Source organism: Paracoccus pantotrophus (genome assembly GCF_008824185.1).
GTDB classification, from domain to species: domain Bacteria; phylum Pseudomonadota; class Alphaproteobacteria; order Rhodobacterales; family Rhodobacteraceae; genus Paracoccus; species Paracoccus pantotrophus.
Genome location: NZ_CP044423.1, coordinates 180794 through 207686, shown reverse-complemented (window position 1 = coordinate 207686; position 26893 = coordinate 180794). Strand labels below are relative to the sequence as shown.

The window sequence follows — 26893 nt, the reverse complement described above, 5'->3', positions numbered from 1 at the left end:
ACGCAATCGCCACGCGCTGTTGCGTCATTGGCGTCATGCTTGCGAAATTGCCAACCCCACCGCCTCCCGGCTTACTGCGTCAACAGGCCGGAAGGAGATACGGGATGGACTGGGCGGACTATGTCATCGTCGGTGGAGGATCGACCGGCTGCGTCATGGCGGCACGCCTCAGCGAGGACGCAGACGCGCAGGTCGTCCTGCTGGAGGAAGGGCCGCGCGACCTCAGCCCCTATATCCATATCCCCGGCGCCTATTACAAAACCGCGCAGGGCCCGCTGCTCAAGCGCTTCCCCTGGGAGCCGACGGACGGCCAGAGCCGCCAGGAGCAGCCGACGATGGTGCAGGCCAGCGTGTTGGGCGGCGGCTCTTCGGTCAATGCGATGATCTATATCCGGGGCAATCCAGACGACTACGCGACATGGGAAACCCTGGGGGCGTCCGGCTGGGGTTATCAGGACGTCCTGCCTTATTTCCGCAAGGCGGAGAACAACAACCGCTTCTGCAACGAGGCCCACGGCATCGACGGGCCCTTGGGGGTCTCGGACATCGACCATATCCATCCGCTGACCCGCGCCTGGCTGCAAGCTTGCCAGCAGCAGGGGCTGCCGCTGAACCCGGATTTCAACTCGGGCGATCAGGCCGGCTGCGGGCTCTACCAGATCACCGCGCGGAACGGACGCCGCAGCAGCGCGGCGGTCGCCTATCTGAAGCCCGCGCGCAAACGCAGGAACCTTTCGGTGCGCACCGGGGCGCGGGTGCTGCGCGTGCTGGTCGAGAACGGTCGCGCGACGGGTGTCGAATATGTCGCCAAGGGTCGGACCCGGACGATCCGCGCCCGGCGCGAGGTCATCCTGTCGGCGGGCGGAATCAACACGCCCAAGCTCCTGATGCTGTCCGGCATCGGTCCGGCGGACGAACTGCGCCGCCATGGAATCGAAGTCGTCCACGACCTGCCGGGCGTCGGGCAGAACCTTCAGGACCATATCGAGATTTCGCTGATCTATCAGCTCAATGGCCCCCATAGCTATGACAAGTACAAGAAGCTGCACTGGAAGGCGCTGGCGGGACTGAACTACCTGCTGTTCAAGGGTGGCCCGGCTTCCTCCAACCTGATCGAGGGCGGCGCCTTCTGGTGGGCCGACCGGGCGGAAAGGCATCCCGACGTGCAATATTTCATGGTCGTCGGCGCGGGGGTCGAGGAAGGGGTCGAGGCCGTCCCAGGCGGCAATGGCTGCACGATCAACCTTGGCCAGATCCGCCCGCGTTCGCGCGGCGAGGTGCGGCTGACCAGCGCGGATCCCGCCGCCTTCCCCCGTGTGATCCCGAATTATTTCAGCGATCCCCATGACCTGGAAACCATCACCGACGGCACCATGTTCGCGCTGCAGGTGATGGAGCAATCCGCGATCAGCCGCTATGTCGAGCGCCGCCAATTGCCCGAGGCCGGACCTGTCACCCGCGATCAGATCCGGCGCTTCTGCCAGACCACGGCCCATGCGGCTTTGCACCCGGCGGGCACCTGCCGGGCCGGAGTGGATGACATGGCGGTCGTCGATCCGCAATTGCGCGTCCATGGCATCGAGGGGCTGAGGGTCGCCGATGCCTCGATCATGCCAACGCTGATCTCGGGCAACCCGAACGCTGTCTGCATCATGATCGGCGAGAAGCTGTCGGACATGATGCGCCGCCGCTGACGGCGGCGTTTCTCGGCGCCTCCCCGAGGAGAGATTTCCGGCACCCTCGCCGACCTGGCCACGGGCAAGGACGAGGCGATCATTGCCGATCTTTCCTGGGGCGGCCGGACCACGCTGAACGGCGGCTTCTTTCACGAACTGCCACTGATGTCGGCGGCGGAGGCCATTGCCTCCTGCCCGGGACAGTTGCGCGTCATCGTGGGCCGAAGGAAACCATCGTCACCCCGCAGCCCATCTCCGGCAACCGTCGAAGGGTTCAGAACCAACCTGTAACCCGGTGGCGGCTGGCGTCGCCCTGCCCGCCGTCGCATCCTGCCTTTAACCCATGCTGCCGGCAAGCGCGCGAACGCGGACGGCGGCTTCCGTCAGGCGTTCCTCGGGCAGGCTGCCTTCGGCGACGGCCGACAGGATGCGAGTGCGGACCTGTTCCAGATCGTTCGCCGCCGACAAAAGCAGCAGGTCGGACCCTGCGCGCAAGGCCTCGACCGCCGCCGTCGGGACGTCGCGCTGGCCGCGCAGGGTGCCGATGGCGTCGAGGTCGTCGCTGACCACCATCCCGGTGAAACCCAGCCCCCGCAGCGCGGCGATGGTGGTGGCAGAAAGCGACGAGGGCATTACGGCGTCCATCCCCGGCACCAGCGACGGCCCGGTCATCGCCGCGCGCACACCCGCGGCGATGGCCGCGCGAAAGGGAACCATGCCGGGCGCCAATGCGTCGGCTCCGCCGCTGACCGTGGCCGCATCCACCGCCGGATCGCCGTCGATGTCGTGATGGCCGGGGAAGTGCTTGGCGGTGGCGACGACGCCCGCCGCCTCGACGCCGCGGATAAAGGCGCAGCCGATCCGCGCCACCTCGGCCGCATCGGTGCCCAATGTCCGGCCCTGCAGCCAGGGATTGCGCCCGGTCACCACGTCGATGACCGGCGACAGGAACATGGTCACGCCCATTCCGCGCGCCGCCTGGGCCATGCGGAACGCGACCCGCTCGATCTCCTCCGAGGCCATGGCGTACAGCACCTGGTTGTCGGGCAGTTGCGGCACCAGCCCGTGCAGCCGGCGGATGCCCGAGGGCTCCTGATCCAGCGCCACCAGCGCCGGGCCGGCAAGGCCGGTGATCCGGTCGGTCAGTGCGCGCAACTTGTCGGCGCTTTCACCCCGGCAGCGGGCATCCGACATGCGTCGCGCGACATATTCCGCCCGCGTTTCACCGATCAGAAGGGCGCGGCCGCCCTGATCCAGGAAACGCGCCATCGGATCGGTCAGCATCAGGTCGTCAATCGCCGGCAACAGCACGGCATGGGCATCGGCCTCCAGGCACATCTCAGGTTTCTTTGCGGGTTGAATTCAGTCGGCCGGATCGCCCGGCGCCAAGCCTCGCGCGCGCAAGAGCGCGTCCAGATCCTCGCCTCTGGCGACCGCCTCGGCGATATCGGCGGCGGCCTCGTGCCCGACCAGGGGCACCAGCCCGGCGGCAAGGGTGCCGGGTGCCGACAGATTGCCGGCGCAAGCCTCGGGCACCGCCCGAATGTCCTGCACGCAGCGTTCGGCAAAGATGCGGGCGGCGCTCTCGATCATGCCCAGGCTGGTCAACAGGCAATGCGCCATCAGCGGCACGAAGGCGTTGCGTTGCAACTGCCCGGCCTCGGCCGCCATACCAACGGCGACATCGGCCCCGGCAACGTGAAAGGCAACCTGGCTGACCATTTCCGGGATCACGGGATTGACCTTGCCCGCGATCAGCGGCGACCCGGGCTGGACGGCGGGAAGGGCGATCTCGCCGATGCCGCCGCGCGGACCGCTGGACAGCAGGCGCAGGTCGTTGGCGATCTTGGAAAGCGTCACCGCGATGCCGCGCAAGAGCGATGAGAACTGCACCAGGCCAGCGCTGTTCCAGGCCGCACAGACCAGATCGTCGTCGCGGCGCAGGGGCAGTTCGGTCAGGCGCTGCAACTCGGCGATCACCGTCTCGGCGAAATCCGGCTGCGCGGCCAGGCCGGTGCCGACCATGGTGCCGCCCAGGTTCAGCCCCGCCAGGCCTTGCGAGGCCGGCCAGATCCGTGCCGCCTCGTGCCGCAGCGCGGTCGAGAAGGCGTGGAACTCTTCGCCCAGGGTCATCGGCGCCGCGTCCTGCAGATGGGTGCGCGCCAGCTTGAGGATGCCGCCGAATTCCTGCGCCTTTCCGGCAAAGGCTTCGGCCAGCGCCAGCAGCGCCCGTTCCAGCCCAGGCGCGCCCTGCATCAGCGCGATGCGCAGCGCCGTGGCATGGACGTCGGTGGTGGATTGCGAGCGGTTGACGTCGCGGATCGGATGCAGGTGCTCATACTGGCCGCAGGCGCGGCCCATCAGCTCCAGCCCGCGATTGGCGATCACCTCGTTCAGGTTCATGTGGCTGGAGGTGCCGCCGCCGCCCTGGAACACATCGATGACGAAATGACCGGCATGCTGGCCGGCCATCAATTCGTCGCAAACCCGGCCGATCACCTCGGCCTTGCGCGCCGACAGCTTGCCCAGCCGGTAATTCGCCGCTGCTGCCGCCTTTTTCGTCAGCGCCATGGCGCGGATCAGCGGCGCCAGCGACCCGATCTTCATGCCCGAGACCGGGAAGTTCTCGGCCGCGCGCAGCGTGTTGATGCCATAGAGCGCCTCGCCCGGCAGCCGGCGGCTGCCCAGTTCATCGCTTTCGATGCGGATCCAGGATTCGCCGGAAATCATTGCGCCTCCTTGGTGCCTGTCAGCCCTTGGGGTGCAGCTCGACCGCCAGCCAGACGGAATCGGTGTCGGCGTAGTAGCGGTGCCATGGATAGGTCCATTGGTTCGGGCCGGTCACGCGGCAGAACGGATCATGCGAATAGCCGGTCGGCATGATCACATCCTCGTAGAGGGTATTCTCGTCGCGTTCGGCGAATTTCTGCATCCGGCCGAGGCCGTGGATCTGGGTATGCACCTCAAGAAAGGGATGCTCGTTATGGATGAAGCAATCCGTATCGCCCGGCGACCACCACAGGTTCAGCTTCAGCTCGAACTCCTGCGGTTCCTCGGCCGTGCGGCGTTCGTTGGTAAAGACATGGGGGTCGGTCGTGACCAGGCCGATGCTGTCCTGGGCCGAGATGAACAGCGGCGTGTCGCGCGGAAAGCTCTTGATCCGGTTGCCGAGCCAGTCCCAGCCGCGGAACATGCAGCCACCGAGGTTTGTGGGCTTGAGCACCTTGATGATCGCGGCCCGCTCGCCCGAGCGAATCGTCCCGCCCCTGAGCCAGGTCGACTTCCACGCCGGGACGATGGCGGGATGATCGGTGCCGGTCACCAGCGGTTCGGGCGACAGGTTGACGACGACGGCGTCCTCGACCAGGTAATCCTTAGGATTTTCAACGAGCTGCGCCTTAATGAACTCGTCGGCAAAGGCAAGGTCGCGGATCTGGTTGTGCATGGTGATGTCCCCGAGGATGCTGGATATGGCGCAAGGACAGCACGGAAAGACCTTCCAGACCATTGCGCGACCACCGCAAAACTGACGCAGACTGGCGCAGTTCCAGGCATCGCGTGCGTCGGTTCAGACCGGCTTGATCATGTCGGGGCTTTCGCCCAGATATTCGCGCGCCTCGCGGGGGATCGAGGCATCGTTCATGTCCAGCGTCGTGGTCGCCTGCAGCTCCGCCCGGCTCAGCAAACCGGGGCGGCGGTAATGCAGCACCGCGCGGGTCGAGAAGGGCTGGCGAAACATCGTCGCCGCGACACCGCTGACGATGCCGAACATGAAGCGCTTGGCGCTGCGCTGCACGGTCGAGAAGATGCCAAAGGTGAATTCGTTGCGCTGCACCGTCTCGAAGTCGATGGTGAAGACGCGGTCCTCTACCGGGAAGGTGAAGCCGTGATACTTGAAGATGTATTCGGTGCGCGACGGGTCGTCGTAGCTGGGAAAACGCTCGACGTAATAGTGGTTCAGGAAATCCCCGCTTTGGAAGATGCAGAAGGCCGAGCGCAGGATCTTGCGCGCGTAGATCGAGGAATACTGGTAGCGGTCATAGCAGCCGACATATTCCCCCATGTCGATCTTGGTCGAGACCGCCACCGTATCGAGAAAGCGCGCGACCTGCGGCGCCCGGCGCAGATGGTCCAGCACGTCGAAGAAGTTGCCGTCGACCAGAGCGCGGAAACGCTCATGTTCGCTGAACAGGATGTCGGGGCCGAGGCCGAAGAAATTCGCGATCAGGCGTGTGTTGCCCGACGAGGGCATGTGGCGGCCCGACAGGTATTTGTTGAACTGCTGCCGATTGATGCCGAGCTTGCGGCAGATCTGCGAGATCGAGCCCTGCCGGTCGCAAAGCAGGCGCAGGTTTGCGGCGAAATTCGCCATGCGGTCGGCGGGGTCGTGGGTAAGGTCTGACCGGGTCATCTCCAGATCCTTGCGCAGACCGTGCGTCAGTCTGCGTCATGAAACGAATGAATGCGAAATTGCGACAAATTCGTCAAGGCCGCAGCATGCTGGCAGTTGAACGCAGATTTGCACCGCCATGCCAAGGGTGCAGCAACCAGACGGGGAATCTCATGAAGCTTACCGGTGGACAAGTCGTAGCGCGTGCGCTGAAGGAATACGGCGTCGAATATGTCGCGGGCGTGCCGGGCCACGGCATCTGGTCGCTGTTCGACGCCTTCCTGCAGGAAGGCTCCGAGATCCCCTTCATCCAGGTCATGCACGAGCAGAGTGCCGTCCATATGGCGGATGGCTATTATCGCGCCTGCGGCAAGCCGATGGCCTGCTCGACCTCGGTCGGGCCGGGGGCGGCGAACACGATCATCGGCCTGGCGACCGCCTATACCGATTCGACGGCGGTGTTCTATGTCTCCGGCTCGCCGCAGACCTACATGCAGGGCCACGGCACCATGCAGGAGATCGAGCGTCAGCAGGACAACGCCTTCCCGCGCATCACCGAACAGGTGACCAAGCGCGCCTGGCAGGCCCATTCGGTCAGGACGCTGCCCTCGATCATGCACCGCGCCTTCAGCGAGATGCTGACCGGCCGCCCCGGCCCGGTTCATGTCGAAGTCCCGATGGATGTTCAGGTCGAGGCCGAGGAGGTCACCATCCACCCGCTGGACAAGCGCCTGCCCGTCGGAGTCGCTTATCCCGATCCCAAGGCGATCGAGGCGGCCGCCAAGGTCCTGCTGTCGGCCCGCCGCCCGGTGATCGTCGCCGGCGGCGGGGCGATCACCGCCGATGCGTCGGCCGAACTGACCGCGCTGGCCGAAAAGCTGGGCGCAGCCGTGTCCATCACCTGGAACGGCAAGGGTGCCATCGCCGAGGACAACGAGTTGTTCATCGGCGCCGTCGGCCAGACCGGCACCACCTGCGGCAACCAGATCACCGCCTCGGCCGATGTGGTGGTCTCGGTGGGCTGCCGCTTCACCGACTGGTCGGCCTCGTCCTATGCCAAGGGCGTGTCCTTCAGCTTCCCGCCCGGCAAGCTGATCCATATCGACCTGGACCCGCGCGAGATCGGCAAGACCTATCCGACCGAGGTCGGCATCGTCTCGGACGCGAAGATCGCGCTTGGCCAGCTGCTGGAGGCGATCAGCGATGCCGACGCCACTGCGCTGCGCGACCGCAACGCCGATTTCCACGCCGAGGTGCAAAAGGCCAAGGCCGACTGGCACGCACAGGTCGAACCGCGCGAGAACAGCCGCGAGACCCCTTTTACCTCGCAGCGGCCGCTGGTCGCGCTGCGCAAGGTGCTGCCGCGCGACGGGATCGTCGTGGTCGGCTCGGGCAACACGCAGGGCGCAGTGAAGCAGAGCTTCCCGGTCTACGAGCCGCGCACCCATCTTACCTCGGGCTCGTTCTCGCCGATGGGCTGGGCAGTTCCGGCCGCCATGGGCGCCAAGCTGGCCTGCCCCGACAAGAAGGTCGTGGCCATCGTCGGCGACGGCGACTTCATGATGTCGCTGCCCGAAATGGGCACCGCCGTGATGAACGGCATCAACGTGGTCTTCCTGGTGCTGAACAACCAGGGCTACATGTCGATCCGCGGCGGCCAGCGCAAGTTCATGGGTCGTCACATCGCGTCCGAATTTAACCACCATGCCGGCAACGGCGAACCATATTCCGCTGACATCGCCGCCACCGCCCGCGCTTTCGGCCTCGACGCGTGGAAAGTGGAGAAGGACGAGGATCTGGAACCCGCCCTAGAGGCCGCACTGAACACAGATGGCCCGACGCTGGTTGAGGTGATGGTGTCGCGCGATGCGGCGGGCCCCTTCGCCACTGGCTGGTGGGACTTTCCTTCGCCCGCTTATTACGAGAAGGAGCAAGCGGCCTACGCCGAAATGCGCGCTAAAGAGCAAATGCTCTGATCTTGCTGGGGGTGACCCCGGCCGCCCCCGCCCCCTGCCTTTCATCCTATTCCAGAAATCAGCTTGGGTGGCCGCAAGGTTTCCACCCCCAGAGGTAGATTTGCCATGATCCGGCATGTGAAGACCGCGCGCCTCACGCAAGGCGACCAGACCGATCCCTCCGTCACCGAGGCCGTCCGCGCCCTTCTGGCACAGGTCGCCGAAGGTGGTGACAAGGCCGTGCGCGCACTCAGCATCAAATTCGACGGGCTCGATCGGGACAGCTATCGCTTGACCGAGGCCGAAATCGCGGGTTGCGTCAACGGACTGACCAAACAGGAACGCCACGATCTGGATTTCGCGCAGGAACAGATCCGCAATTTCGCCCAGGCCCAGCGGGATACCATGTTGGACCTCGAGGTCGAGACCCTGCCAGGCGTCATCCTCGGCCACAAGAACGTGCCAATCCAGAATGTCGGCTGTTATGTGCCGGGCGGGAAATATCCGCTGCTGGCCTCGGCTCATATGACCGTGCTGACTGCCAAGGTCGCCGGATGCCAGCGCGTCATCACCTGCGCCCCGCCCTTCAAGGGCCGGATCGCCGAAAAGATCGTCGCGGCACAGGCGCTGGCCGGCGCGGAAGAGATCTATTGCCTCGGCGGCGTGCAGGCAATCGCCGCCATGGGCTACGGCACCGAAAGCATAGCCCCAGTGGACATGCTGGCCGGTCCCGGCAACGCCTATGTCGCCGAGGCCAAGCGGTTGCTCTTCGGCAAGGTCGGCATCGACCTCTTCGCCGGCCCGACCGAGACGCTGGTCATCGCCGACGACAGCGTGGACGGCGAGATCTGCGCCACCGATCTGTTGGGTCAGGCCGAGCACGGCGCGAACTCGCCGGCAGTGATGATCACCAATTCCGAAAAGCTGGCCCGTGACACGCTGCGCGAGATCGAGCGCCTGCTGACGATCTTGCCCACCGCTGAGATCGCACGCAAGGCATGGGAGGATTACGGCGAGATCATCCTCTGCGACACGCTGGACGAGATGGTGGCCGAGGGTGATCGCGTGGCCTCGGAACATGTGCAGGTGATGACCGCCGATCCCGACTATTTCCTGAACAACATGACGAACTATGGCGCGCTGTTTCTTGGCGCGCGCACCAATGTCGCCTTCGGGGACAAGGTGATCGGCACCAACCACACGCTGCCGACATTGCGGGCCGCGCGCTATACCGGCGGGCTGTGGGTCGGGAAGTTCCTCAAGACCTGCACCTACCAGAAAGTCCTGACCGACGAAGCCTCAACCATGATCGGCGCGTATGCGTCGCGCCTGTGCCACATGGAAGGCTTCGTCGGTCATGCCGAGCAAGCAAATATCCGCGTCCGCCGCTATGGCGGCCGAAACGTGGAGTACGGCGCCGCTGTCGAGGCCTGAACTTAAACGGTCCGAGAAGAGCAGAACGCCGCCGGACTTCCATTCCTCATGAAATCAGGGAGATTCCCAATGAAGAGCCTTTATTCATCTTTCCTCGCAAGCTCTCTCGCGCTGATGGCCGCGATGCCCGCCCAGGCCGAGACAAGGTTGGAGGTCATGCACCACTGGGTCGCCGAAAGTGAAGCCGCTGCCCTGAATGTCGTTCGCGAAGCTCTCGCTGCGAAAGGCTTCGGTTGGCAGGACAGTGCGGTTGGGGGGCAATCCGGTGGCAACATGCAGCAGGCATTGCGCAGCCGCCTTGCTTCGGGAAACCCGCCCGGCTCGATGCAGTTTATCGGTTGGGAAGGTATCGACTGGTCGGCCGAGGGCGTGATGCGCGATCTGAACGCACTTGCCGAGGCGAATGGCTGGGAAGCCACGATCGCCCCGCAAGTGTTGCCCTTCGTCAAGAACGGTGACGATCTGATCGCGGTGCCGATCAACATGCACCGTCAGAACTGGGTTTGGGCGAACAAGGCCGCATTCGACAAGGCCGGCATTGACCAGCCCGGCACCTGGGCCGAACTGATCGAGGACGGGGCGAGGCTGAGGGAGGCCGGCGTCATCCCGCTGGCCATGGGCGACGAGCCCTGGCAGATTCAGGTGATCTTTGATGCCCTGGTCGCCGATATCGGCGGTCCCGAGTTCTATAACAAGGCGCTGGTCGATCTGGACCCCGAGGCACTCTCATCGGATACCATGAAGCAGGTTTTCGATACCTTGCGGCAGGTCCGCGGGCTGGTCGACAATGGGTTTACTGGGCGCGACTGGGCCGTAGCTTCTGGTATGGTGATCGATGGCCAGGCCGCCATGCAGATCATGGGCGACTGGGCCAAGGGCGAGTTCCTTGCCAAGGGCCTCAAGCCGGGCGAGGATTTCCTGTGCTTCGCCACGCCTTCGGAAACCCCGTCCTTCCAATGGCTGATCGACAGTTTCGGCATGTTCGAGGTGAGCGATCCAGAGGTGACAAAGGCGCAGGATGCCTTGGCCGAGGTGGTCATGGACCCCAAGGTGCAGCATGACTTCAACCTGATCAAGGGCTCGATCCCGGCCCGCACCGACCTGCCAGTGGACGATTTCGACGATTGCGCGAAGAAGGGCTTCGAGGATCGCGCCGTCGCGATCGAGAACGGCGCCATGCTCGGTGCCTCGACCCATGGCTTTGCCAGCCAGCCGCATTTCTCCACCGTATTCGGCGATGTCGTCGCGCAGTTCTTCGTGACCGATATGGCCTCGGAGGACGCGGTGCAGATGCTGGTCAGCGGGATCGACAACGCCCGCTGATCCCGCCTGCGGACCGGGCCTGCCGGATATCCTCGATCCGGCGGGTCCTGCCGCACCATACCCCTTTTTTCTGGAGAGGATCGTCATGACCCGAAAGAAAAGCATTTCCGATCGGCTGGCCGATTGGCTCCCGCGCCTGGTCATGGCGCCAAGCCTGCTGGTGATCCTTGTCGGCGTCTATCTGTTCATCGCCTGGACCGGCTGGATCTCGCTGTCTTCGTCCCGGATGGTGCCGCAATACGATTTCGTCGGGCTGGAGCAGTATTACCGGCTGTGGGCCACGCCGCGCTGGCACACGGCGGTGGCGAACCTGTTCATCTTCTCGGCGCTGTTCCTGGTCGTGACCATCGGTGTCGGGCTGGTCATGGCGATCCTCCTGGACCAGAACATCCGGGCCGAGGGCGCGTTGCGCGCCGTCTATCTCTACCCGATGGCACTCTCGTTCATCGTCACCGGTACGGCCTGGAAATGGATCCTGAACCCGGACCTCGGCATCCAGAAGGTGGTCAACGGGCTTGGCTGGGAAAGCTTCGTCTTCAACTGGATCACCCAGCCGAAATTCGCCATCTACACCATCGTCATCGCCGCGGTCTGGCAATCCTCGGGCTTCGCCATGGCCATTTTCCTGGCCGGGCTGCGCGGCATCGACAATTCGGTGATCAAGGCCGCGCAGATCGAGGGCGCCACGCTGCCCCGTATCTATGCCAGCATCATCGTGCCGATGCTGCGCCCCGCCTTCCTGTCGGTGATCGTGCTGCTGAGCTATATCGCCATCAAGAACTTCGACCTCGTGCTGGCCATGACCAACGGGGGGCCGGGCAATGCGACCGAGGTGCCCTCGACCTTCATGTTCTCGGCCACGTTCCGGCGCAACCAGATGGGCGTCGGCGCGGCCAGCGCCATGATGATGCTGATGACCGTCGCGGCGATCATCATCCCCTATCTCTATTCCGAGCTGAAGGAGGGTCGCCATGGCCAGTGAATACGGCTCTGCCCCGCGCTCGCGCATGATCGGGCGGACCTTCATCTATGGCAGCCTGGCGCTGTTGGCCGCGCTTTACCTGATGCCGCTCTGGGTGATGATCACCACCTCGCTCAAATCGCTGGACGAGATCTATGGCGGCTCGTTCATCGGCCTGCCCGAGGCGGTCACGTTCGAGGCCTGGGGCAAGGCCTGGAGCCAGGCTTGCATCGGCACCGCCTGCACGGGGTTGAAGCCCTATTTCATCAACTCGTTGATGATGGTCGTCCCGGCGGTCCTGCTGTCCACGGGCATCGGGGCGCTGAACGGCTATGTGCTGACGAAATGGCGCTTTCGCGGCGCCAACCTGGTCTTCGGGTTGATCCTGTTCGGCTGCTTCCTGCCCTTCCAGGCGGTCTTGCTGCCGATGGCGCAGGTGCTGGGCAAGCTTGGGCTGTCGGGCACGATCCCGGGCCTGGTGCTGGTGCATACCGTCTATGGCATCTGCTTCACCACGCTGTTCTTCCGCAACTATTTCGTCACCATCCCGGACGAGCTGACCAAGGCGGCGCAGATCGACGGTGCGGGCTTCTTCCGCATCTTCTTCTCGATCATGCTGCCGGCGGCGCTGCCGATCATGGTCGTCTCGTGCATCTGGCAGTTCACCCAGATCTGGAACGATTTCCTGTTCGGCGTGTCCTTCACCGCCGGGGAATCCTCGCCCGTCACCGTGGCGCTGAACAACGTGGTGAACGTCACCATGGGCCGCAAACAGTATAACGTCGACATGGCCGCCGCCATGATCGCCGCTCTTCCCACCCTTGTCGTCTATGTCGTCGCGGGCCGCTATTTCGTCCGTGGGCTGACCGCCGGCGCAGTGAAAGGCTGACCGATATGGCTACTCTTGAAATCGATCGCGTCCGCAAGGCCTATGGCAGCATGGAGGTGCTCAAGGAGGTCAGCATCTCGATCGGCAGCGGGGACTTCCTGGTGTTGCTCGGCCCCTCGGGCTGCGGCAAGTCCACGCTGCTCAACATGATCGCGGGCCTTGAGGGCATCACCGCCGGCCAGATCCGCATCGACGGCGATGTGGTGAACGACCTCTCGCCCAAGGACCGCGACATCGCCATGGTGTTCCAGTCCTATGCGCTCTACCCCACCATGACGGTGCGCCAGAACATCGAGTTCGGCATGAAGATCCGCGGCGTGCCGCCAGCCGAGCGCGACAAGGCCACCCGCGAGGCGGCCGAGCTGTTGCAGATGGCGCACCTTCTGGATCGCCGCCCCTCGCAACTGTCGGGCGGGCAGCGACAGCGGGTCGCCATGGGCCGCGCGCTGGTCCGTCATCCCAAGCTGTTCCTGTTCGACGAGCCGCTGTCGAACCTGGACGCCAAGCTGCGCGTGGACATGCGCACCGAGATCAAGCGCCTGCACCAGCGGCTGGGCACCACCATCGTCTATGTGACGCATGACCAGATCGAGGCGATGACGCTCGCCACCCGCGTCGCGGTGATGAAGGACGGCATCGTGCAGCATCTGGACGAGCCGCAGGTGGTCTATGACCGGCCGGCCAATGTCTATGTGGCGCGTTTCGTGGGCTCGCCGGCGATGAACATCATCCCGGGCCGCCTGATCGAGGGTGCCGCGGGGCCGGAGCTGGAGATGGACCAGCCCGATGGCGGCAGGTCGCGCATTTCCGGCGTGGCGCTCAGCGAGGCCGCGCGACGGCAATATGCCGGCAAGCCGGTGCTGGTCGGCATCCGACCCGAGGGTTTTTCCGTCGCCGAGCCGGGCCAGCAGGCCGTGCAGGCCGCCATCGAGGTGGTCGAGCCCACCGGTCCCGATACGCTTGCCATGTTCACCCTGGGCGGTGTCGAGGTGATCGCCCGGCTTGCACCGCGCACCGCGCAAGCGGGCCAGACCGCCCGGCTTGCGGTCGAGATGGCCAAGGTGGTTCTGTTCGATCCGCAGACCGAAATCCGCATCGACTGAGGTGACCATGAGCACGGACAGCGATGTCATCATCATCGGTTCGGGCATCGGGGGCGCCACGCTCGCTTCGGCGCTGGCTCCAACGGGTGCGCGTATCCTGATCCTGGAACGCGGCGAGCATCTGGCCGACACGGCCGAGGCGCGCGACGATGTGGCGATCTTCGAGCGGGGCTTCTATCGCTCGGACGAGGAATGGATCGGCTCCGACGGCAAGAAATTCCTGCCGGGGAACTATTACTACGTCGGCGGCAACTCGAAATTCTACGGCGCGGTGATGTATCGCTACCGCGTCGAGGATTTCAGGGCGCGACCGCATCTGCAGGGCACCTCGCCCGGCTGGGATATGTCCTATGACGACATGGAGCCGTGGTATGCCCGGGCCGAGGCGCTCTTCAAGGTGCGCGGCGCGACCGGGCAGGACCCGACCGAGCCTCCCCGGTCGGGTCCGTTTCCCTTTCCGCCGGTCCCGGACGAGCCGGCGCTACAACTGGTGCGCGAGCGGCTGAAGCGGGCGGGCGTCCATCCCGCCAGCCTGCCGCTGGCCATCGACATCGATGCCTGGCTGAAGCGCGGCCGGACCGGATGGGACGCCTTCCCCAATACCGGCGGCGCCGGCAAGATCGATGCCGAGGTTGGACCGCTGGCCGATGCGCTGAAGTATCCCAACGTGCGGCTGATCACCGGCGCGCAGGTAATGCGGTTGGAAACCGACGCGGATGGGCACGAGGTGGTTGCGGCGGTCCTTCGCCGCAACGGGCGAGAGGAGCGCCTGACCGCGCGGCATTTCGCCGTGGCGGCGGGGGCGGTGCAATCGGCGGCACTGCTGCTGCGCTCGGCCAACGCGGCGCATCCGACTGGGCTGGGCAACCGCTCGGACCAGCTTGGCCGGAACTTCATGAATCATAACACCAGCGCGATGATCACGCTGAACCCGTTTCTGCGAAATGACTCGATCTATCAGAAAACGCTGTTCTTCAACGATTTCTACAACGACGATCCGCAGGTTCATGCGCCGCTTGGCAATGTGCAGCTTCTGGGACGGATCACCGGCAATATCCTCAAGGCGCAGGTGCCGGCCATGCCGCGTTTCCTGGCAAGGCTGATGGCCGACCGCGCCTTCGGCTGGTTTCTGACCAGCGAGGACCTGCCCAATCCGAACAGTCGTGTCCTGGTTCGGGGCGAGGATATCGTCATGGACTGGCAGCGCTCCAACATGGATGCGCATCACCTGTTGATCAAGCGCACCAGGCAGGTGATGAAGCGGGCGGGATTCCCGGTGGTGATGGTGCGGATATTCGGCAACAAGACCACCTCACATCAATGCGGCACCGCGCGCCTCGGTGCCGATCCGCGTGCTTCCGTCGTCGATCTGGACTGCCGGAGCCACGACATTCCCAATCTATGGATCACCGACGCCTCGGTCCTTCCCACTTCGGCCGCGGTAAACCCGGCCCTTACGATCGCCGCGCTAGCCCTCAAGGCAGGCGAGGCGATGCGCCAGCTCGATGCCCAGCTCTGACACTCCGGCGCGCCTTGGCAAAGCCACGATCCGAGGCGAGAAACCGCTCCAGCCTCGGCACCACGAGCTTCTGCGGCGGGACCGGCCCATGCTCTCCAATACGCAACTCGCCATAAAGCATCAGATCCCTGTGCAGGCCGGCGGGAAGTTCGACGGTCAGCTTCACTTGACAGTAATGATGCAGCCTTCGGTATGACCTGATCATACTCAAATCACGGCCAAGGCAAACCTTGATATGACCTTGGTCTAAGCAAGGGCGGTAAGGCCGCGAACTGGACGCCCTGTTCAGCGATGCCGACACCCGCCGCGTGATCCGCCCTTGCCTCGATCGGCCTGTTCCCTTGCATCAGTCGTCCGGCGATGATCGCCCGCAAACCGGCACCGGAGCAGTAATCAGCGCAGGCAGGGGCTGCAGCACCGGCATGATCGAGTCTTCCCCAGCGCCCTGACGCGGCGACCTCCGGCTCCTGACGACGCATCATTGCATGATCGGGGGGTGTTGGAATCACGCCCGACCCGACCAGATCTTCGCCGCCTGCTGCGCCTCCCACATCGCGAGATAGCGGCCCGGCTGTGCGAGCAGCGCGGAATGCGTGCCGAGCTGGACGATGCGCCCGTCATCCACGACGGCGATCTGATCCGCGCCTGCGATGGTCGACAGCCGATGGGCGATCACGATGACCGTGCGGTCGCGCACGACGGCATCGATGGCGCGCTGAACGGCACGTTCGCTTTCGGTATCCAGCGCCGCGGTCGGCTCGTCCAGGATCAGGATCGGCGCGTCCTTCAAAAGCGCGCGCGCGATCGAGATGCGCTGACGCTCCCCGCCTGACAGGCGGCTGCCGATCTCGCCCAGGGGCGTGTCCCAGCCCAGCGGAAGTCGCTCGATGAAATCGAGGCATTGCGCGGCACGGGCAGCCTCGCGGACCTCGGCCTCGGTCGCATCCGGGCGGGCCATGCGGATATTGGCCATGACGGTGTCGTTGAACAGATGCACGTCTTGGAACACCACGGACAGCATCCCGCGCAGGGTGCTCTCGGGGATCTGGCGCAGATCCGCCCCGCCGATCAGGATGCGGCCCTTCTGGGGATCGGCATGGCGCAGGATCAGTCGCGCCAGCGTGGTCTTGCCCGATCCCGAGGGACCGACGAGTGCGGTCAGGCTGCCCTCGGGGATCGTCAGATCGACATCGCGCAGGGCCGGGGCATCGGCCCCTGCATAGGCAAAGCTGGCAGCTTCGAATCTGATGCCGCAGTGTGCCGGCGTTCGCGCGGGCAATGCCTGATCCAGGGGGGCAATGGCAAGCAGCGCCTTGATCCGGTCCAGGGCTGCCTCGACCAGTTCCAGGATCGCGGTATAGAGGATGAAGGTCGCCAGCGGCTCGGACAGCCGCACCACGATCACCAGAAGCGCGGCGAAAAGCGCGAGATCCATCGTCCCCGCGACCACGTAGGCCACGCCGAGCCCAAGCATCAGGACCAGCCCGACCTCGACGACGGTCGAGACGATGAGATTCGGCTTTTCTCCCTTGCGATGCCCGTAGATCTGGATCTCCTCGAGCTTGCGGAATGTCCGTTCAAGCCTGCCGGCGCGCGCTCCGGCCTGCAACGCGGCGCGCAACACGGGCAAGCCCTGCGTGTATTCCAGCACATCCGCATTCGCCTGCTGGTGGGCGGCGCCCAGAATGCGCTTGCCGCGTCCGATCGCGGGCCGGCGCCAGCGATACAAAGGCAGGATGGCGGGAAACACGACCAGGATCAGCAGCCCCGCCCGCCAGTCCAACGCCAACAGCGCCAGCCCCGTCACCAGCGGCGTGACGACCGAGATGAAGATCAGGTTGAGAATGGTCAGCGTGGTCAGAAGGTTTTCATCGACGTTGTTGATGACCATCGAGTTCAGCTCGCCGGTGCGGTGGCCGTGCAGCGTCTCCAGCGGCATGCGCCGCATCTGCTCGCCCAACCGCAGCCGGACACGATGCGTGGCCGCGGCCATGCGGCCGTTGAAGTCGAAGCCCTGCGCCCACCACCTTGTCGCCGTCGCCGCGATCATGAGGATCGTGCAGATCCCCAGCCAGCGCAGTGCACCCGGCCAGTCCCTGCCGTCGAAGGCGGCGACAATGACCGGCGCGATGGCCGCCAGCGCCAGCCCCTGCAGCGCTGCGGCAAGCAAGAGGCCGAGAATGGCCGCCCGCAAGCGCGGGGCGTCCTCGCCCACGCTGTCCTGCAACTGGCGCCAAGTCTCGCGGATCGCGGTTGGGCCGGGGCGGCCGGCCGGGATGGTGCGCCCGGTCATTCGGCGGCTCCCTTCCTCATGTGTCCCAGGGTCCATGCCTGCGCCTCGGCATGGCTGGCCCAAAGCCGTGCATAGCGCCCCGGCTGCGCCAGCAGGTCGTGGTGGCGACCCGTCTGGACAAGCCGGCCCGCATCGAAGACCAGGATCTGGTCGGCATGGACGATGCTTTGCAGGCGGTGGGTGACCGTGATCACCGTCTTGCCACGGGTGAGTTCGCCAAGCGCACGGATCAGCGCGGCCTCGTTTTCCGGATCTGCAAAGGCCGTCGCTTCGTCCAGAACGAGGACGGGCCGGTTCTGCAGAATCGCACGTGCGATGGTGATGCGCTGTCGCTGGCCGCCCGACAGCAGCGCGCCCCGCTCGGCGGCCGGCGTGTCGTAACCTTGGGGCAGTGCCGCGATGAAATCATGCGCCTGCGCGGCGCGGGCCGCGGCGATCACCTCTTCATCGGTCGCATCGGGACGACCGAGCCTGATATTCTCGGCGATGCTGTCGGAAAACAGGAAGGTATCCTGAAAGACGAAGGCCACCTGCCGCATGAGGTCGTCGGCGCCCATGTCGCGAATATCGACCCCGCCGATCAGGATGCGGCCGCCGGTCACGTCCCAGAACCGCGGGATCAGCCGCGCAACGGTGCTTTTGCCCGCGCCGGACGGTCCGACCAGCGCCGTCACGCTGCCGGGTGCGGCAACGAAACTGACATGGCGCAGCACCTCGGTCTCGTCGGGGCCATAGCGAAAGCTCACGTCGTCGAAGACCACGCTGGAATCCGCCGGCCGGCGCAAGTGGCCCTGCGCCGGGACCGGCAGCAGCGGCGCGGCCAGCACATCATGGATGCGCGCGATCGACAGCCGCACCTTGTCGATCATGTGGCGCAGCATCATCATAGGCATGACCGACTCGGCCATCCCGGTGCATAGCAGAAGAATTGCCAGCCACCGCACCGCGTCGAGGTCGCCCTCCCGGACCCGCCAGAGCCCCAGCCACAGCACGACGGCCAGCGTCGGAAGCGGGCTGAGGATTGCCCAGGTCATGCGGACCGAACGGCCGGAATCGCGATACCACCGCGCCAGCACCGCCAGATAGGCGTCAAGCGCCTGCTGATACCGGCCAAAGCTGGAGTGGCCGGTGTCGAAATTGCGGACCACCGGCATCGCCTGGACAAACTCGACCACCGCCGCGCTGACCTTCTCGCGCGCTTCGTTGTAAAGCCGCGCCATGTTGCGTCGGCGCTTCTGCGCGCCACGCATCGACAGGATGCCCAGGCCCAGAACCGCCAGCACCGCGAGCGCCATCCGCCAGTCGAGCCAGAACAGGATCGCCGCCGTGGCCAGCGGCGTGACATAGGCGCGGGCATAAAGCGGCGTGCTGTCAGCGACGAAGACGTGCAAAGCCTTGACGTCGTCATGGACTACCTTGGTCAGCCCGCCGGCACCCTGGGCCTGGATATAGCCCAGGGGAACCTCCGCCATCCGCTCGGCCAGACGGCTTCGCAGGATACGCTCCAGCCGGAAGGCGGCATAGTGGGATTGGTTGAACGCACCCAGCCGGGTCAGATAGCTGGCGACCGTCCCCACCAAAGCACCCAGCATCCAGACCCACGGCACCTGGCCCGGATGATCGCGCAGCGCCAGCACCGTCATCGCCAGGCAGATCATCGTAGCGAGGACCGCCAGCCCCGAGACCGCGCCCAACCCCATGGCAAGGCGGATCTGGCGACCTACGGGTTCCATGATGGCCCAGGCCCGGTCGTCGTCATCCCCGCGCTCTGGCCTTGCGGCATGGCTGGCAGCTCTCATGCGCCCTGCTCCCTTGGCATGCAGAGGGGCCGGATGAGGGCTATCCCGGCCCTTGGGGCAGACAGGTCAGAGCCCGTCGCCGGATCGCTTCCGCGGACCCGACGGTTGACCGTCCTGCGATATCGGGGGGCGTTCGTCGACAAGGTTGTGGGCACAGCCATGGACTCCATCCTGTTCGATGCCGTTCAGGTCAGGCGGGCGTCGGGGCCGTCCGTCCGAGCGAACGGTCAACCCGATCGCAGGTCGTGATCTAGGGTCGCCGCGCCTGGATCAGGCGCCACCAGCCCTCGATGCTGGGCTCCTGAAGCAGTTCCCGCGCGCTGACCGTGATGCCCGCCTGCTTCAGTTCGGCGACCAGCTTCAGCACCGACAGCGAATCCAGCCCCAGGAACAGCAGGTTTTCATCGGAACCAATCTCCGCCTCGTCGGGGACAAGCGCCTGCACACGCGTTTCCAGCCATGCCCGGCCGAGCGTTTCGATAGATCCGATGTCGTTCATTTCGATCCCGTCCTGTCCTGCGCGGCCAAGCCTTTCCTTGACACCGCCATTAGTTGAGTATTTTTATCAACCACTATCGCCAGACGCAAGGGGATGAACATGGACCTGACCGCCATGCAGGCAGCCTATTGGACCGGGCGCGATTGGAAGGGGCCGGGTGGCGGCGTATCCGCGCATCTGCATACCGAATTCCAGCCGCAAGGGCTGGAGCCGCAGCGGCTGGACCGCGCGGTGCGCGGGCTGTTCCGCCGGCACCCCATGCTGCGGCTGCGGGTCACGGCCGCAGGCCAGCAGGTGATCCAGCCGCTGGACGACCGCCACGCCCTGCGGGTCGAGGATCTGCGGGCGCTGGCGCCGGATCAGGCGCAGGCGCGGCTGGCCGCGACGCGGCGGCGGATGACGCATCAGCGGCTGGACATCGCCTCGGGCGAGGCGGCGGAATTCCTGCTCAGCCTGCTGCCGGGCGGCGAACAGCGACTGCATGTCGACCTGGACATGATCGCGGCCGATCCCTCCTGCTTCGGGCTGGTCATGGACGACCTGGCCCGGCTTTACGAGGATCCGGCCGGGATCGCTGCGGTCGAGGAACCCGAAGGCTGCTATTTCGACTACCTGGCCCGGCTGCCCCCCGACCCGGCGGCCGAGGCGGCGGATCGGGACTGGTGGCGGGCGCGGCTGCGCGACATGCCGCCGGCGCCCTCGCTGCCGCTGCGCGACGGGGCGGCCGCGCCGGAAAGCAGCCGGATCTCGGCCCTGCTGCCGCCGGCGCAGGCCGCGGCGCTGCGGGGGCTTGCGCGTGAATTGCGGGTCACGCAGACCGCGCTTTACCTGGCGGTCTTTGCCGCCGTGCTGGCGCGGGCGACGGGCGACCGGGCCTTTCGCCTGACGCTGCCGGGCTTCTTCCGCGCCCCGGTGATGCGCGGCGCCTCGCGGCTGGTCGGGGATTTCACCAATATCCTGCCGCTCGGCCTGCGGGTCGGGCCCGAGGCCACGCTGGCCGGACTGGCGCGCGAGGCAGGGCGCGAGATCGCCGAGGCGCTGTCGCATCAGGCCTGCCCCGGCGTCGCCGTGCTGCGCGAGATGTCACGCGGCGGCCAGGGCGTGGAATCCGCGCCGGTGGTCTTTACCAGCGGGCTCGACCTGGACGGGGCGCAGCGCCAGCTGTTGAGCCCCCGCGTCGGCCGGCTGTTCGGGCGACTGGTCTGGAGCGTCTCGCAGGCGCCGCAGGTTGCGCTGGACGTGCAGGTCGCATCGCTGGCCGAGGGCGTGCTGCTGAACTGGGACCTGCGGCTTGACGCGCTGCCCGGCGACTGGGTCCGCACCGGTTTCGATGCCTGCCACGCGGCGCTGTGCCGGCTGGCCGATGCGCCCGATCTGGCGGCGGCGCCGCTGTCGGACTGGCTGCCGGCACCGATGCGGATGCGGCGGCTGGGCGAGCTGCAAAAGGCCTATCTGCTGGGCCGCGAGGCCGAGCTGCCGCTGGGCCGCACCGCCATGCAGGAATATCGCTGCTATCGCGGCCCGCTGGATGCCGAAGCCCTGGCGCTTCGGGCCAAGGCGCTGATCGAGCGGCACGAGGCGCTGCGCTGCCGGCTCGACCCTGCCCATTCCGCGCTGCGCGTGCTGGACGAAGCCGAGCCGCCGCTGGAACGGATCGACCTTTCGGGACTGGCCGTCGATGAGGCCGAGGCGCAGCTCTCTGCCCTGCAGGACGAGTTCGCCCGCGCATCGCTGCCGCTGGACGGGTTGCTGTGGCGGCTGATGCTGGTGCAATTGCCCCGGCCCCGGGAACAGGCATTGCTGGTCAAGATGGACGCGCTGGCGCTGGACGGCGCCGGGATCGCGCAGGTGATCGCCGAACTGCTGGCGCCCGGGTTGCCGCCGGCCTCCGCCCTGCCCGAGCCGCCGCCCGAACAATCCGACCGCGCCGCCGATGCCGACTGGTGGCGCGCGCGTCTGGCCGGGGTCGAAGGGCCGCCGCGCCTGCCCTGGCGGCAACCGCCGGAGGGCATCGACCGCCCGCGCTGGCGCCGCGACAGCCGCCGCATCCCGCGCGATCAGCTGGCGCGCCTGGCCCGGCTGGCGGCGGCGCAGAAACTGACCCGCAACAGCATCGCCATGGCCGTGGTGCTGGAGGTGCTGGCGCGCTGGACCCCGGACCTGGCGCCCTGTGTCGCGGTGCCGGTGGCGCCACCGCCGGGCGGGGCGCTGGCCAACCGCTCGTCCTTCATCGCCGTCGACTATCGCGCCGACCGGGGCGGCTTCCTGGACCATGCCCGCCGGTTGCAGGAGGACCTGCTGGAGGGCATGGCGCATCCCGGTCTGTCGGGGGTCGGCCTCAGCCGGCTGCTGCTGGCGCAGAACGGCGGTCGGATCGCGCTGCCGGTGGTGCTGACCAACGGCATGGGCTGGGACCGGGTGCCCGCCGATGCCGGGCTGCGGCTGGTGGACGGGCTGGTGCAGACCCCGCAGGTCGCGCTGGACCTGCGGCTGGCGCTGGATGCGGAGGGTGCGCTGCTGCTGCAAGCCGATCACGTCGAGCAGGCGCTGGAGCCTGCGGTCGTCGGCGCGTTGCTGGACGCCGCCGCCCGCGCCTTCGCCGCGCTGGCCGGGCGGGACGAGCTGACCCTGGCCGGCGCCGATTTCCTGCCGCCGCCACCCGCGGCCCCCGCCGGGGCGGAACATGCCGGCCCCGGCCATCTGGAGCGCATCGCGGCGCAGCTGTTCGACGGCGATCCCGACCGCACGGCCCTGATCTGCGACACCCGCAGCACCAGCTACGGCGCGCTTGGCCTGCGGGTGCGGCGCGTGATGGCCGGGCTGGCCGCGCGCGGGCTCGCGCCGGGCGACATGGTCGCGATCTGCCTGCCGCGCGGGCCCGAGCATCTGGTGCTGACGCTGGCCTGCGCCTTCTCGGGGCTGGTCTGGGTGCCCATCGACGCCGCCGCGCCGCCCGAGCGGCGCGACTACCTGCTGCGCAATTCCGCGCCGCGGCTGGTCGTGGCCGCAACCGACCTGCCCGGCTGGCCGCTGGCCTCGCCCCGCACCCTCGAAGCGCATGACCCGGCCCCGATCCCGCAGGGACTGGCCGCGCTGTCCCGTTCCGAAGCGGCCGCCTATTACCTTTACACCTCGGGCACCACCGGGCGGCCGAAATGCGTGGTGCTGAACAATCGCGCCACCGCGAATGTCATCGGCCATACGCTGGATGCCTGGGGGATCGGTGCCGAGGACGCGGTGATCTCGGTCACGCCGCTGCATCACGACATGTCGGTCTTCGACCTGTTCGGCACCCTGGCCGCCGGCGCGCGGCTGGTGATGCCCGCGCCGGCCGAGGAAAAGGACGCCCTTGCCTGGAACCGTCTGGTGCGCGACCACGGCGTGACCGTCTGGTGCTCGGTCCCCGCCATCGTCGAGATGCTGCTGGCCTGCGCGCCGGATGACGGGCTGGCCTCGCTGCGGCTGGTGGCGCAGGGCGGCGACTACATCAAGCCGGCGGTGATCGACCGGCTGCGCCGGCTGCGGCCCGATGCGGCGCTGTGGTCGCTGGGCGGCCCGACCGAGACCACGATCTGGAGCATCTGGCACCGGATCGGCCCCGAGGACGACCGCATCATCCCCTATGGCCGCGCCCTGCCCGGCAACCGCTACCTGCTGCTGAACCCGCAGGGCGAACCCTGCCCCGAGGGCGTGGCCGGCCGCATCCACACCACGGGCGTGAACCTGGCGCTCGGCTATCTGCGCGACGGCGCGCTGGAACAGACCGACTTCACCGAGGTCGGTGGCATCCGCGCCTTTCGCAGCGGCGACCTGGGGCGGCTGCGCGGCGACGGCACCATCCTGTTCGACAGCCGGGTGAACGGCTATGTCAAGGTGCGCGGCGTGCGCATCTCGCTGGCCGATGTCGAGGCCGAGCTGGCCGCCCATCCCGCCGTCGCGCAGGCCCTGGTCGTGGACATTCCCGACGCGCGGGGCGAGACGGTGCTGGCCGCGCTGGTCGCCGGTCGCGACCTGCCCGAACCGGCCGCGCTGCGCGCCTTCCTGCGCGAACGGCTGCCGCAATCGCACCTTCCCGACCGCATCCTTGCAATCCCGGCGCTGCCGCTGTCGGCCAACGGCAAGCCCGACCGCCGCCGCGCGCGCCAGATCGCGGGCCAGCCCGGCCCCGAGCCAACCGCACCGCCAGAAGCGCCAGGTGCCGAGCCGGCGGACGCGCTGACGGGCCTGATCCTCGCCGCCTTCCGCGAGGCGCTCGGTGCGCCCGGAATGGGGCCCGAGGACGATTTCTTCGACCATGGCGGGCATTCTCTGGTCGCGACCCGGATCATCGGCAGGCTGCAGGCCGAGCATGGCATCGCCCTGCGCTTCACCGACATCTTCCGCCATCCGACCGCCCTCGCGCTGGCCGGGATCGCCACCCGCAGCGCGCCGGCCGCGCCGATGCCCGCAGCCGGGGACGACGCGGCCGAACCCCAGGCGGCGCCCCTGTCGCTGGCGCAGCAATCGCTGTGGAAGGCCTATGCCGCCTTCGGCTATGGCGGCATCTTCAATCTGCCCTTTGCCCTGCGTTTCCCGACCCCGGTGGACGAAGCGGTCTTCGGGCTGGCCTTCGGCGACCTGATCCGCCGCCATCCCGTGCTGCGCAGCCATTTCCGCGAGGAAAACGGCCAGCCGCTGCAAGACGTGGTCCCGGTCGAGCGGCTGGGCGATTATCGCTGGTTCTGGATCAGCGCCGAGGCGGGCGAGGCAAACCGCCGGACCGAGGCCGGCCATGTCTTCGACCTTGCCCGCGAATTGCCGCTGCGGCTGCGCTTCTTCCGCGAGGGGGACGAGCAGGTGCTGTCCATGCTGTTCCACCATATCGTGCTGGACGAATGGTCGCTGAACCTGCTGATGGACCAGCTTGGCCACGCCTATCGCCAGCGCGCGGCGGGGCTGGCGCCGGATTGGCCCGACCAGCCGCCGGGCTTCCACCGCTTCGCCGCCGCGCAAAGGGCGGCGGATACGGACCGCGCGCATCTGGACTACTGGCTGGATCACCTGCGCGGCGCACCGCGTGCCCGCCCGATCCTCGGCGCTGCGCCGGGCGGGCAGGACCCGCAGGGCGGCTGGACCCGGATCGACCTGCCGGCCGAGGTCGCACGCGGGCTTTACGCCACGGCGCGGCGCAACGCGGCCTCGCTTTTCGCGACGGCCTATGCGGCGATCGGCGCGGCGCTGGGGCGGCTGGGCGGCATCGGCGACCTGGTGATCGGCACCTCGGCCTCGGGGCGCAACGATCCGGCCTGGTTCGACACGGTGGGCTATTTCACCACCATGACCGCGCATCGGCTGGCGCTGGGGGCGCAGGACACGCCCGCCGCGCTGATCGCGCAGGTCCGCGACCGCATCGCCCGCTCGCTGCCGCATTCCGAGGTCCCGCTGGACCTGGTGGGCGAGGCGCTGACCGGCAATCCCGTCACCCGGCTGGACGAGATGTTCGAGGTCTTCATCCAGATCCACGCCCGGAACCGGATGAACGGCGCCATCGCGCTGATGGACGGCAGCCGCGTCGAATACCGGCAGATCGACCCGGACAAGGCGGAATCGCTGCTGGGCCTGCAATTCGAGATCGTCGAGGACGTGGCGGACGAGACCGCCGGCCTGCGCATCATGCTAAGCCATCGCGCCGACCGCTACGGCCCCGCCGAAATCCGCCGGATCACCCAAGCGGTCGAGGCGATGCTGGCCCGCTTTGCACAGCCGCAGGACGATCAGCCGCTGGACGCCGGCGAGGCAAGCCCCAGATGCGCGGCCAGCGTCTCTCCGGCATAGGCGTGGCGAAAGCGCCGCGCCTCGGCCAGCGCCGGGATCAGTTCGGACAGCAGCAGGTCCAGCGATTCCCCGCTGCCGCCCGGCAGGGCGATGAAGCCGTCCATGGCCCCGGCATCCGACCAGGCGGCGATCTCGGCCAAGGCCTCGGCCGGGGTGCCGACGAAGGTCCAGTGCCCGGAATTGGCGACCTCGGGGCGCAGCAGCAGGTCGCGCAGGGGCGGGCTTTCCTGCCGGATCAGCCGCTGCAGCAGCCCCGAATGGGTGCGGCTGCGCAGCGCCGCGTCCCCGGCCGGCAGGTCCGCGGGGGTCAGGGGGCGGTCCTCGGGCCAGTCGCCCAGGTCGCGGCCGACCAGCGCCCCCAGCTTGGCCCGCAGCGCGGCAGGATCGCGGCGGGCCTGCGCCTCGCGGAACATCTCCTGCGCCTCGCTCCGGCTGGGCGCCAGATAGGCGTGAAAGCCCGGCAGCAGCCGCGGCGCGTCGTCGCGGCCGGCGGCGCGGGCCCGGCGCTGCAGGTCCGACCGCAGCTCTTGCCCCGCGGCAGGGTCGGGGACCGAGGCGAAGATCGCATCGGCGACCGAGGCGGCGAAGCCGCGGCCCTCGGCCGAGGCGCCGGCCTGGAACAGCGCGACGCGCGCGGGATGGCGCGGCACGTTCAGCGGCCCCTCGACCTGATAGAAGGCGCCGCAATGGTCGATGGCCGCCAGCCCTTCGGCACCGTGGCTGTCCCAAAGGCGGCGCACGACATCGGTGAACTCGGCCGCGCGGGCGTAACGCTCGGCCGCCGAGGGCATGGCGGCAAGGCCGAAATTCCGCTCTCCATCCAGCGCGGTGACGATGTTCCAGCCCGCCCGGCCGTTGCTGAGCCAGTTCAGCGTCTGCAATTGCCGCGCGGCGACATAGGGCGGATTGAAACTGGTCGAGACCGTCGTGACCAGCCCGATCCGCCGCGTCGCCCCGGCCACGGCGGTCAGCACCAGCGTCGGATCCAGCGCCGCCCGCGCGATGCGCGGCCCCGCCCCCTTCGGGTCGATGTAAAGGCTGTCTGGCTTGAAGACGAAGTCCAGATGCGCGGCCTCGGCCCGGACCGCCAGCGCGCAATCCAGCGCCAGCGCCTGGTCCGGGGCCGGCGGCGGCCCCCAGGTCCGGGCAAGGGCCAGACCGATATGCAGCATCCGCGCCATCGCATGCTCCTCGTGAAATTGCGTCTGGATAATTCCGAGTGTTTTACTTTACGAACC

At 67.3% G+C, this 26893-nt stretch carries 18 protein-coding genes; 9 read left to right on the top strand and 9 right to left on the bottom strand.

The window, feature by feature from the left end:
- Nucleotides 1-104 precede the first annotated feature (104 nt).
- Nucleotides 105-1694 carry a GMC family oxidoreductase gene (locus ESD82_RS00970; RefSeq protein WP_085502670.1) on the top strand — a complete coding sequence of 530 codons (1590 nt, stop codon included), beginning with the start codon at nucleotides 105-107 and terminating at the stop codon, nucleotides 1692-1694.
- 318 nt (nucleotides 1695-2012) lie between these two features.
- On the opposite strand, the gene ESD82_RS00965 is transcribed toward ESD82_RS00970, so the two are convergent.
- The 4 genes from ESD82_RS00965 to ESD82_RS00950 all read right to left on the bottom strand — a co-directional run bounded on the left by ESD82_RS00965 (nucleotide 2013) and on the right by ESD82_RS00950 (nucleotide 6087).
- Nucleotides 2013-3014, bottom strand: a complete 1002-nt coding sequence (locus ESD82_RS00965; protein WP_074991146.1) for a glycoside hydrolase family 3 N-terminal domain-containing protein — start codon at nucleotides 3012-3014, stop codon at nucleotides 2013-2015.
- 24 nt (nucleotides 3015-3038) lie between these two features.
- Nucleotides 3039-4406, bottom strand: a complete 1368-nt coding sequence (locus ESD82_RS00960; protein ID WP_147428464.1) for an aspartate ammonia-lyase — start codon at nucleotides 4404-4406, stop codon at nucleotides 3039-3041.
- Between the two features lie 19 nt (nucleotides 4407-4425).
- The gene (locus ESD82_RS00955) at nucleotides 4426-5121 is read right to left on the bottom strand and encodes a hypothetical protein (protein WP_147428466.1); all 696 of its coding nucleotides are present in this window, start codon (nucleotides 5119-5121) and stop codon (nucleotides 4426-4428) included.
- Between the two features lie 123 nt (nucleotides 5122-5244).
- Nucleotides 5245-6087, bottom strand: a complete 843-nt coding sequence (locus ESD82_RS00950; RefSeq protein WP_104494057.1) for a helix-turn-helix domain-containing protein — start codon at nucleotides 6085-6087, stop codon at nucleotides 5245-5247.
- 152 nt (nucleotides 6088-6239) lie between these two features.
- Between ESD82_RS00950 and ESD82_RS00945 the strand changes: the two genes are divergently transcribed.
- From ESD82_RS00945 to ESD82_RS00915, 7 genes are all read left to right on the top strand, one after another.
- On the top strand, nucleotides 6240-8042 hold the full coding sequence (locus tag ESD82_RS00945; RefSeq protein WP_147428468.1) for a thiamine pyrophosphate-binding protein: 1803 nt from the start codon (nucleotides 6240-6242) through the stop codon (nucleotides 8040-8042).
- 105 nt (nucleotides 8043-8147) lie between these two features.
- Nucleotides 8148-9455 carry a histidinol dehydrogenase gene (gene hisD, locus ESD82_RS00940; protein WP_147429165.1) on the top strand — a complete coding sequence of 436 codons (1308 nt, stop codon included), beginning with the start codon at nucleotides 8148-8150 and terminating at the stop codon, nucleotides 9453-9455.
- 48 nt (nucleotides 9456-9503) lie between these two features.
- Nucleotides 9504-10778, top strand: a complete 1275-nt coding sequence (locus tag ESD82_RS00935) for an ABC transporter substrate-binding protein (RefSeq protein ID WP_322789426.1) — start codon at nucleotides 9504-9506, stop codon at nucleotides 10776-10778.
- 85 nt (nucleotides 10779-10863) lie between these two features.
- Nucleotides 10864-11760: a carbohydrate ABC transporter permease gene (locus ESD82_RS00930; protein WP_147428472.1), complete on the top strand. Its 897-nt coding sequence runs from the start codon at nucleotides 10864-10866 to the stop codon at nucleotides 11758-11760.
- Nucleotides 11750-12628, top strand: a complete 879-nt coding sequence (locus ESD82_RS00925) for a carbohydrate ABC transporter permease (protein ID WP_074991252.1) — start codon at nucleotides 11750-11752, stop codon at nucleotides 12626-12628. Before ESD82_RS00930 ends, ESD82_RS00925 begins: the two co-directional genes overlap by 11 nt.
- Nucleotides 12629-12633: 5 nt before the next feature.
- Nucleotides 12634-13731 carry an ABC transporter ATP-binding protein gene (locus ESD82_RS00920; RefSeq protein ID WP_074991250.1) on the top strand — a complete coding sequence of 366 codons (1098 nt, stop codon included), beginning with the start codon at nucleotides 12634-12636 and terminating at the stop codon, nucleotides 13729-13731.
- A gap of 7 nt (nucleotides 13732-13738) precedes the next feature.
- Complete coding sequence (locus ESD82_RS00915; protein WP_147428474.1) at nucleotides 13739-15250, top strand: FAD-dependent oxidoreductase; 1512 nt, start codon at nucleotides 13739-13741, stop codon at nucleotides 15248-15250.
- Here ESD82_RS00915 and ESD82_RS00910 read toward each other — a convergent pair.
- The 4 genes from ESD82_RS00910 to ESD82_RS00895 all read right to left on the bottom strand — a co-directional run bounded on the left by ESD82_RS00910 (nucleotide 15207) and on the right by ESD82_RS00895 (nucleotide 19841).
- Nucleotides 15207-15371 (bottom strand): DUF2274 domain-containing protein, encoded by a 165-nt coding sequence (locus tag ESD82_RS00910; RefSeq protein WP_456152424.1) that lies wholly within the window; start codon nucleotides 15369-15371, stop codon nucleotides 15207-15209. The two genes, ESD82_RS00915 and ESD82_RS00910, sit on opposite strands and share 44 nt — an antisense overlap.
- A 384-nt stretch (nucleotides 15372-15755) precedes the next feature.
- A complete protein-coding gene (locus ESD82_RS00905; RefSeq protein WP_147428478.1) occupies nucleotides 15756-17543 on the bottom strand; it encodes an ABC transporter ATP-binding protein in 1788 nt (595 codons plus the stop codon).
- Nucleotides 17540-19342, bottom strand: coding sequence for an ABC transporter ATP-binding protein (locus tag ESD82_RS00900; RefSeq protein WP_083413869.1), 1803 nt, complete (start codon nucleotides 19340-19342; stop codon nucleotides 17540-17542). Before ESD82_RS00900 ends, ESD82_RS00905 begins: the two co-directional genes overlap by 4 nt.
- A 250-nt stretch (nucleotides 19343-19592) precedes the next feature.
- Nucleotides 19593-19841, bottom strand: coding sequence for a phosphopantetheine-binding protein (locus ESD82_RS00895; protein WP_036697886.1), 249 nt, complete (start codon nucleotides 19839-19841; stop codon nucleotides 19593-19595).
- A 99-nt stretch (nucleotides 19842-19940) separates the two neighbouring features.
- Here ESD82_RS00895 and ESD82_RS00890 point away from each other — a divergent pair, with 99 nt between their 5' ends.
- Nucleotides 19941-25655, top strand: coding sequence for a non-ribosomal peptide synthetase (locus ESD82_RS00890; protein ID WP_167521681.1), 5715 nt, complete (start codon nucleotides 19941-19943; stop codon nucleotides 25653-25655).
- Here ESD82_RS00890 and ESD82_RS00885 read toward each other — a convergent pair.
- Nucleotides 25595-26836, bottom strand: coding sequence for an NtaA/DmoA family FMN-dependent monooxygenase (locus tag ESD82_RS00885; protein ID WP_072462914.1), 1242 nt, complete (start codon nucleotides 26834-26836; stop codon nucleotides 25595-25597). The two genes, ESD82_RS00890 and ESD82_RS00885, sit on opposite strands and share 61 nt — an antisense overlap.
- Nucleotides 26837-26893 lie beyond the last annotated feature (57 nt).

What these genes read in the sequence shown, in the direction of transcription:
- ESD82_RS00970 (WP_085502670.1), top strand. Translation starts at nt 105, where the DNA reads ATGGACTGGGCGGACTATGTCATCGTCGGTGGAGGATCGACCGGCTGC.
- ESD82_RS00965 (WP_074991146.1), bottom strand. Translation starts at nt 3,014, where the DNA reads ATGTGCCTGGAGGCCGATGCCCATGCCGTGCTGTTGCCGGCGATTGAC.
- ESD82_RS00960 (WP_147428464.1), bottom strand. Translation starts at nt 4,406, where the DNA reads ATGATTTCCGGCGAATCCTGGATCCGCATCGAAAGCGATGAACTGGGC.
- ESD82_RS00955 (WP_147428466.1), bottom strand. Translation starts at nt 5,121, where the DNA reads ATGCACAACCAGATCCGCGACCTTGCCTTTGCCGACGAGTTCATTAAG.
- ESD82_RS00950 (WP_104494057.1), bottom strand. Translation starts at nt 6,087, where the DNA reads ATGACCCGGTCAGACCTTACCCACGACCCCGCCGACCGCATGGCGAAT.
- ESD82_RS00945 (WP_147428468.1), top strand. Translation starts at nt 6,240, where the DNA reads ATGAAGCTTACCGGTGGACAAGTCGTAGCGCGTGCGCTGAAGGAATAC.
- hisD (WP_147429165.1), top strand. Translation starts at nt 8,148, where the DNA reads ATGATCCGGCATGTGAAGACCGCGCGCCTCACGCAAGGCGACCAGACC.
- ESD82_RS00935 (WP_322789426.1), top strand. Translation starts at nt 9,504, where the DNA reads ATGAAATCAGGGAGATTCCCAATGAAGAGCCTTTATTCATCTTTCCTC.
- ESD82_RS00930 (WP_147428472.1), top strand. Translation starts at nt 10,864, where the DNA reads ATGACCCGAAAGAAAAGCATTTCCGATCGGCTGGCCGATTGGCTCCCG.
- ESD82_RS00925 (WP_074991252.1), top strand. Translation starts at nt 11,750, where the DNA reads ATGGCCAGTGAATACGGCTCTGCCCCGCGCTCGCGCATGATCGGGCGG.
- ESD82_RS00920 (WP_074991250.1), top strand. Translation starts at nt 12,634, where the DNA reads ATGGCTACTCTTGAAATCGATCGCGTCCGCAAGGCCTATGGCAGCATG.
- ESD82_RS00915 (WP_147428474.1), top strand. Translation starts at nt 13,739, where the DNA reads ATGAGCACGGACAGCGATGTCATCATCATCGGTTCGGGCATCGGGGGC.
- ESD82_RS00910 (WP_456152424.1), bottom strand. Translation starts at nt 15,371, where the DNA reads ATGCTTTATGGCGAGTTGCGTATTGGAGAGCATGGGCCGGTCCCGCCG.
- ESD82_RS00905 (WP_147428478.1), bottom strand. Translation starts at nt 17,543, where the DNA reads ATGACCGGGCGCACCATCCCGGCCGGCCGCCCCGGCCCAACCGCGATC.
- ESD82_RS00900 (WP_083413869.1), bottom strand. Translation starts at nt 19,342, where the DNA reads ATGAGAGCTGCCAGCCATGCCGCAAGGCCAGAGCGCGGGGATGACGAC.
- ESD82_RS00895 (WP_036697886.1), bottom strand. Translation starts at nt 19,841, where the DNA reads ATGAACGACATCGGATCTATCGAAACGCTCGGCCGGGCATGGCTGGAA.
- ESD82_RS00890 (WP_167521681.1), top strand. Translation starts at nt 19,941, where the DNA reads ATGGACCTGACCGCCATGCAGGCAGCCTATTGGACCGGGCGCGATTGG.
- ESD82_RS00885 (WP_072462914.1), bottom strand. Translation starts at nt 26,836, where the DNA reads ATGGCGCGGATGCTGCATATCGGTCTGGCCCTTGCCCGGACCTGGGGG.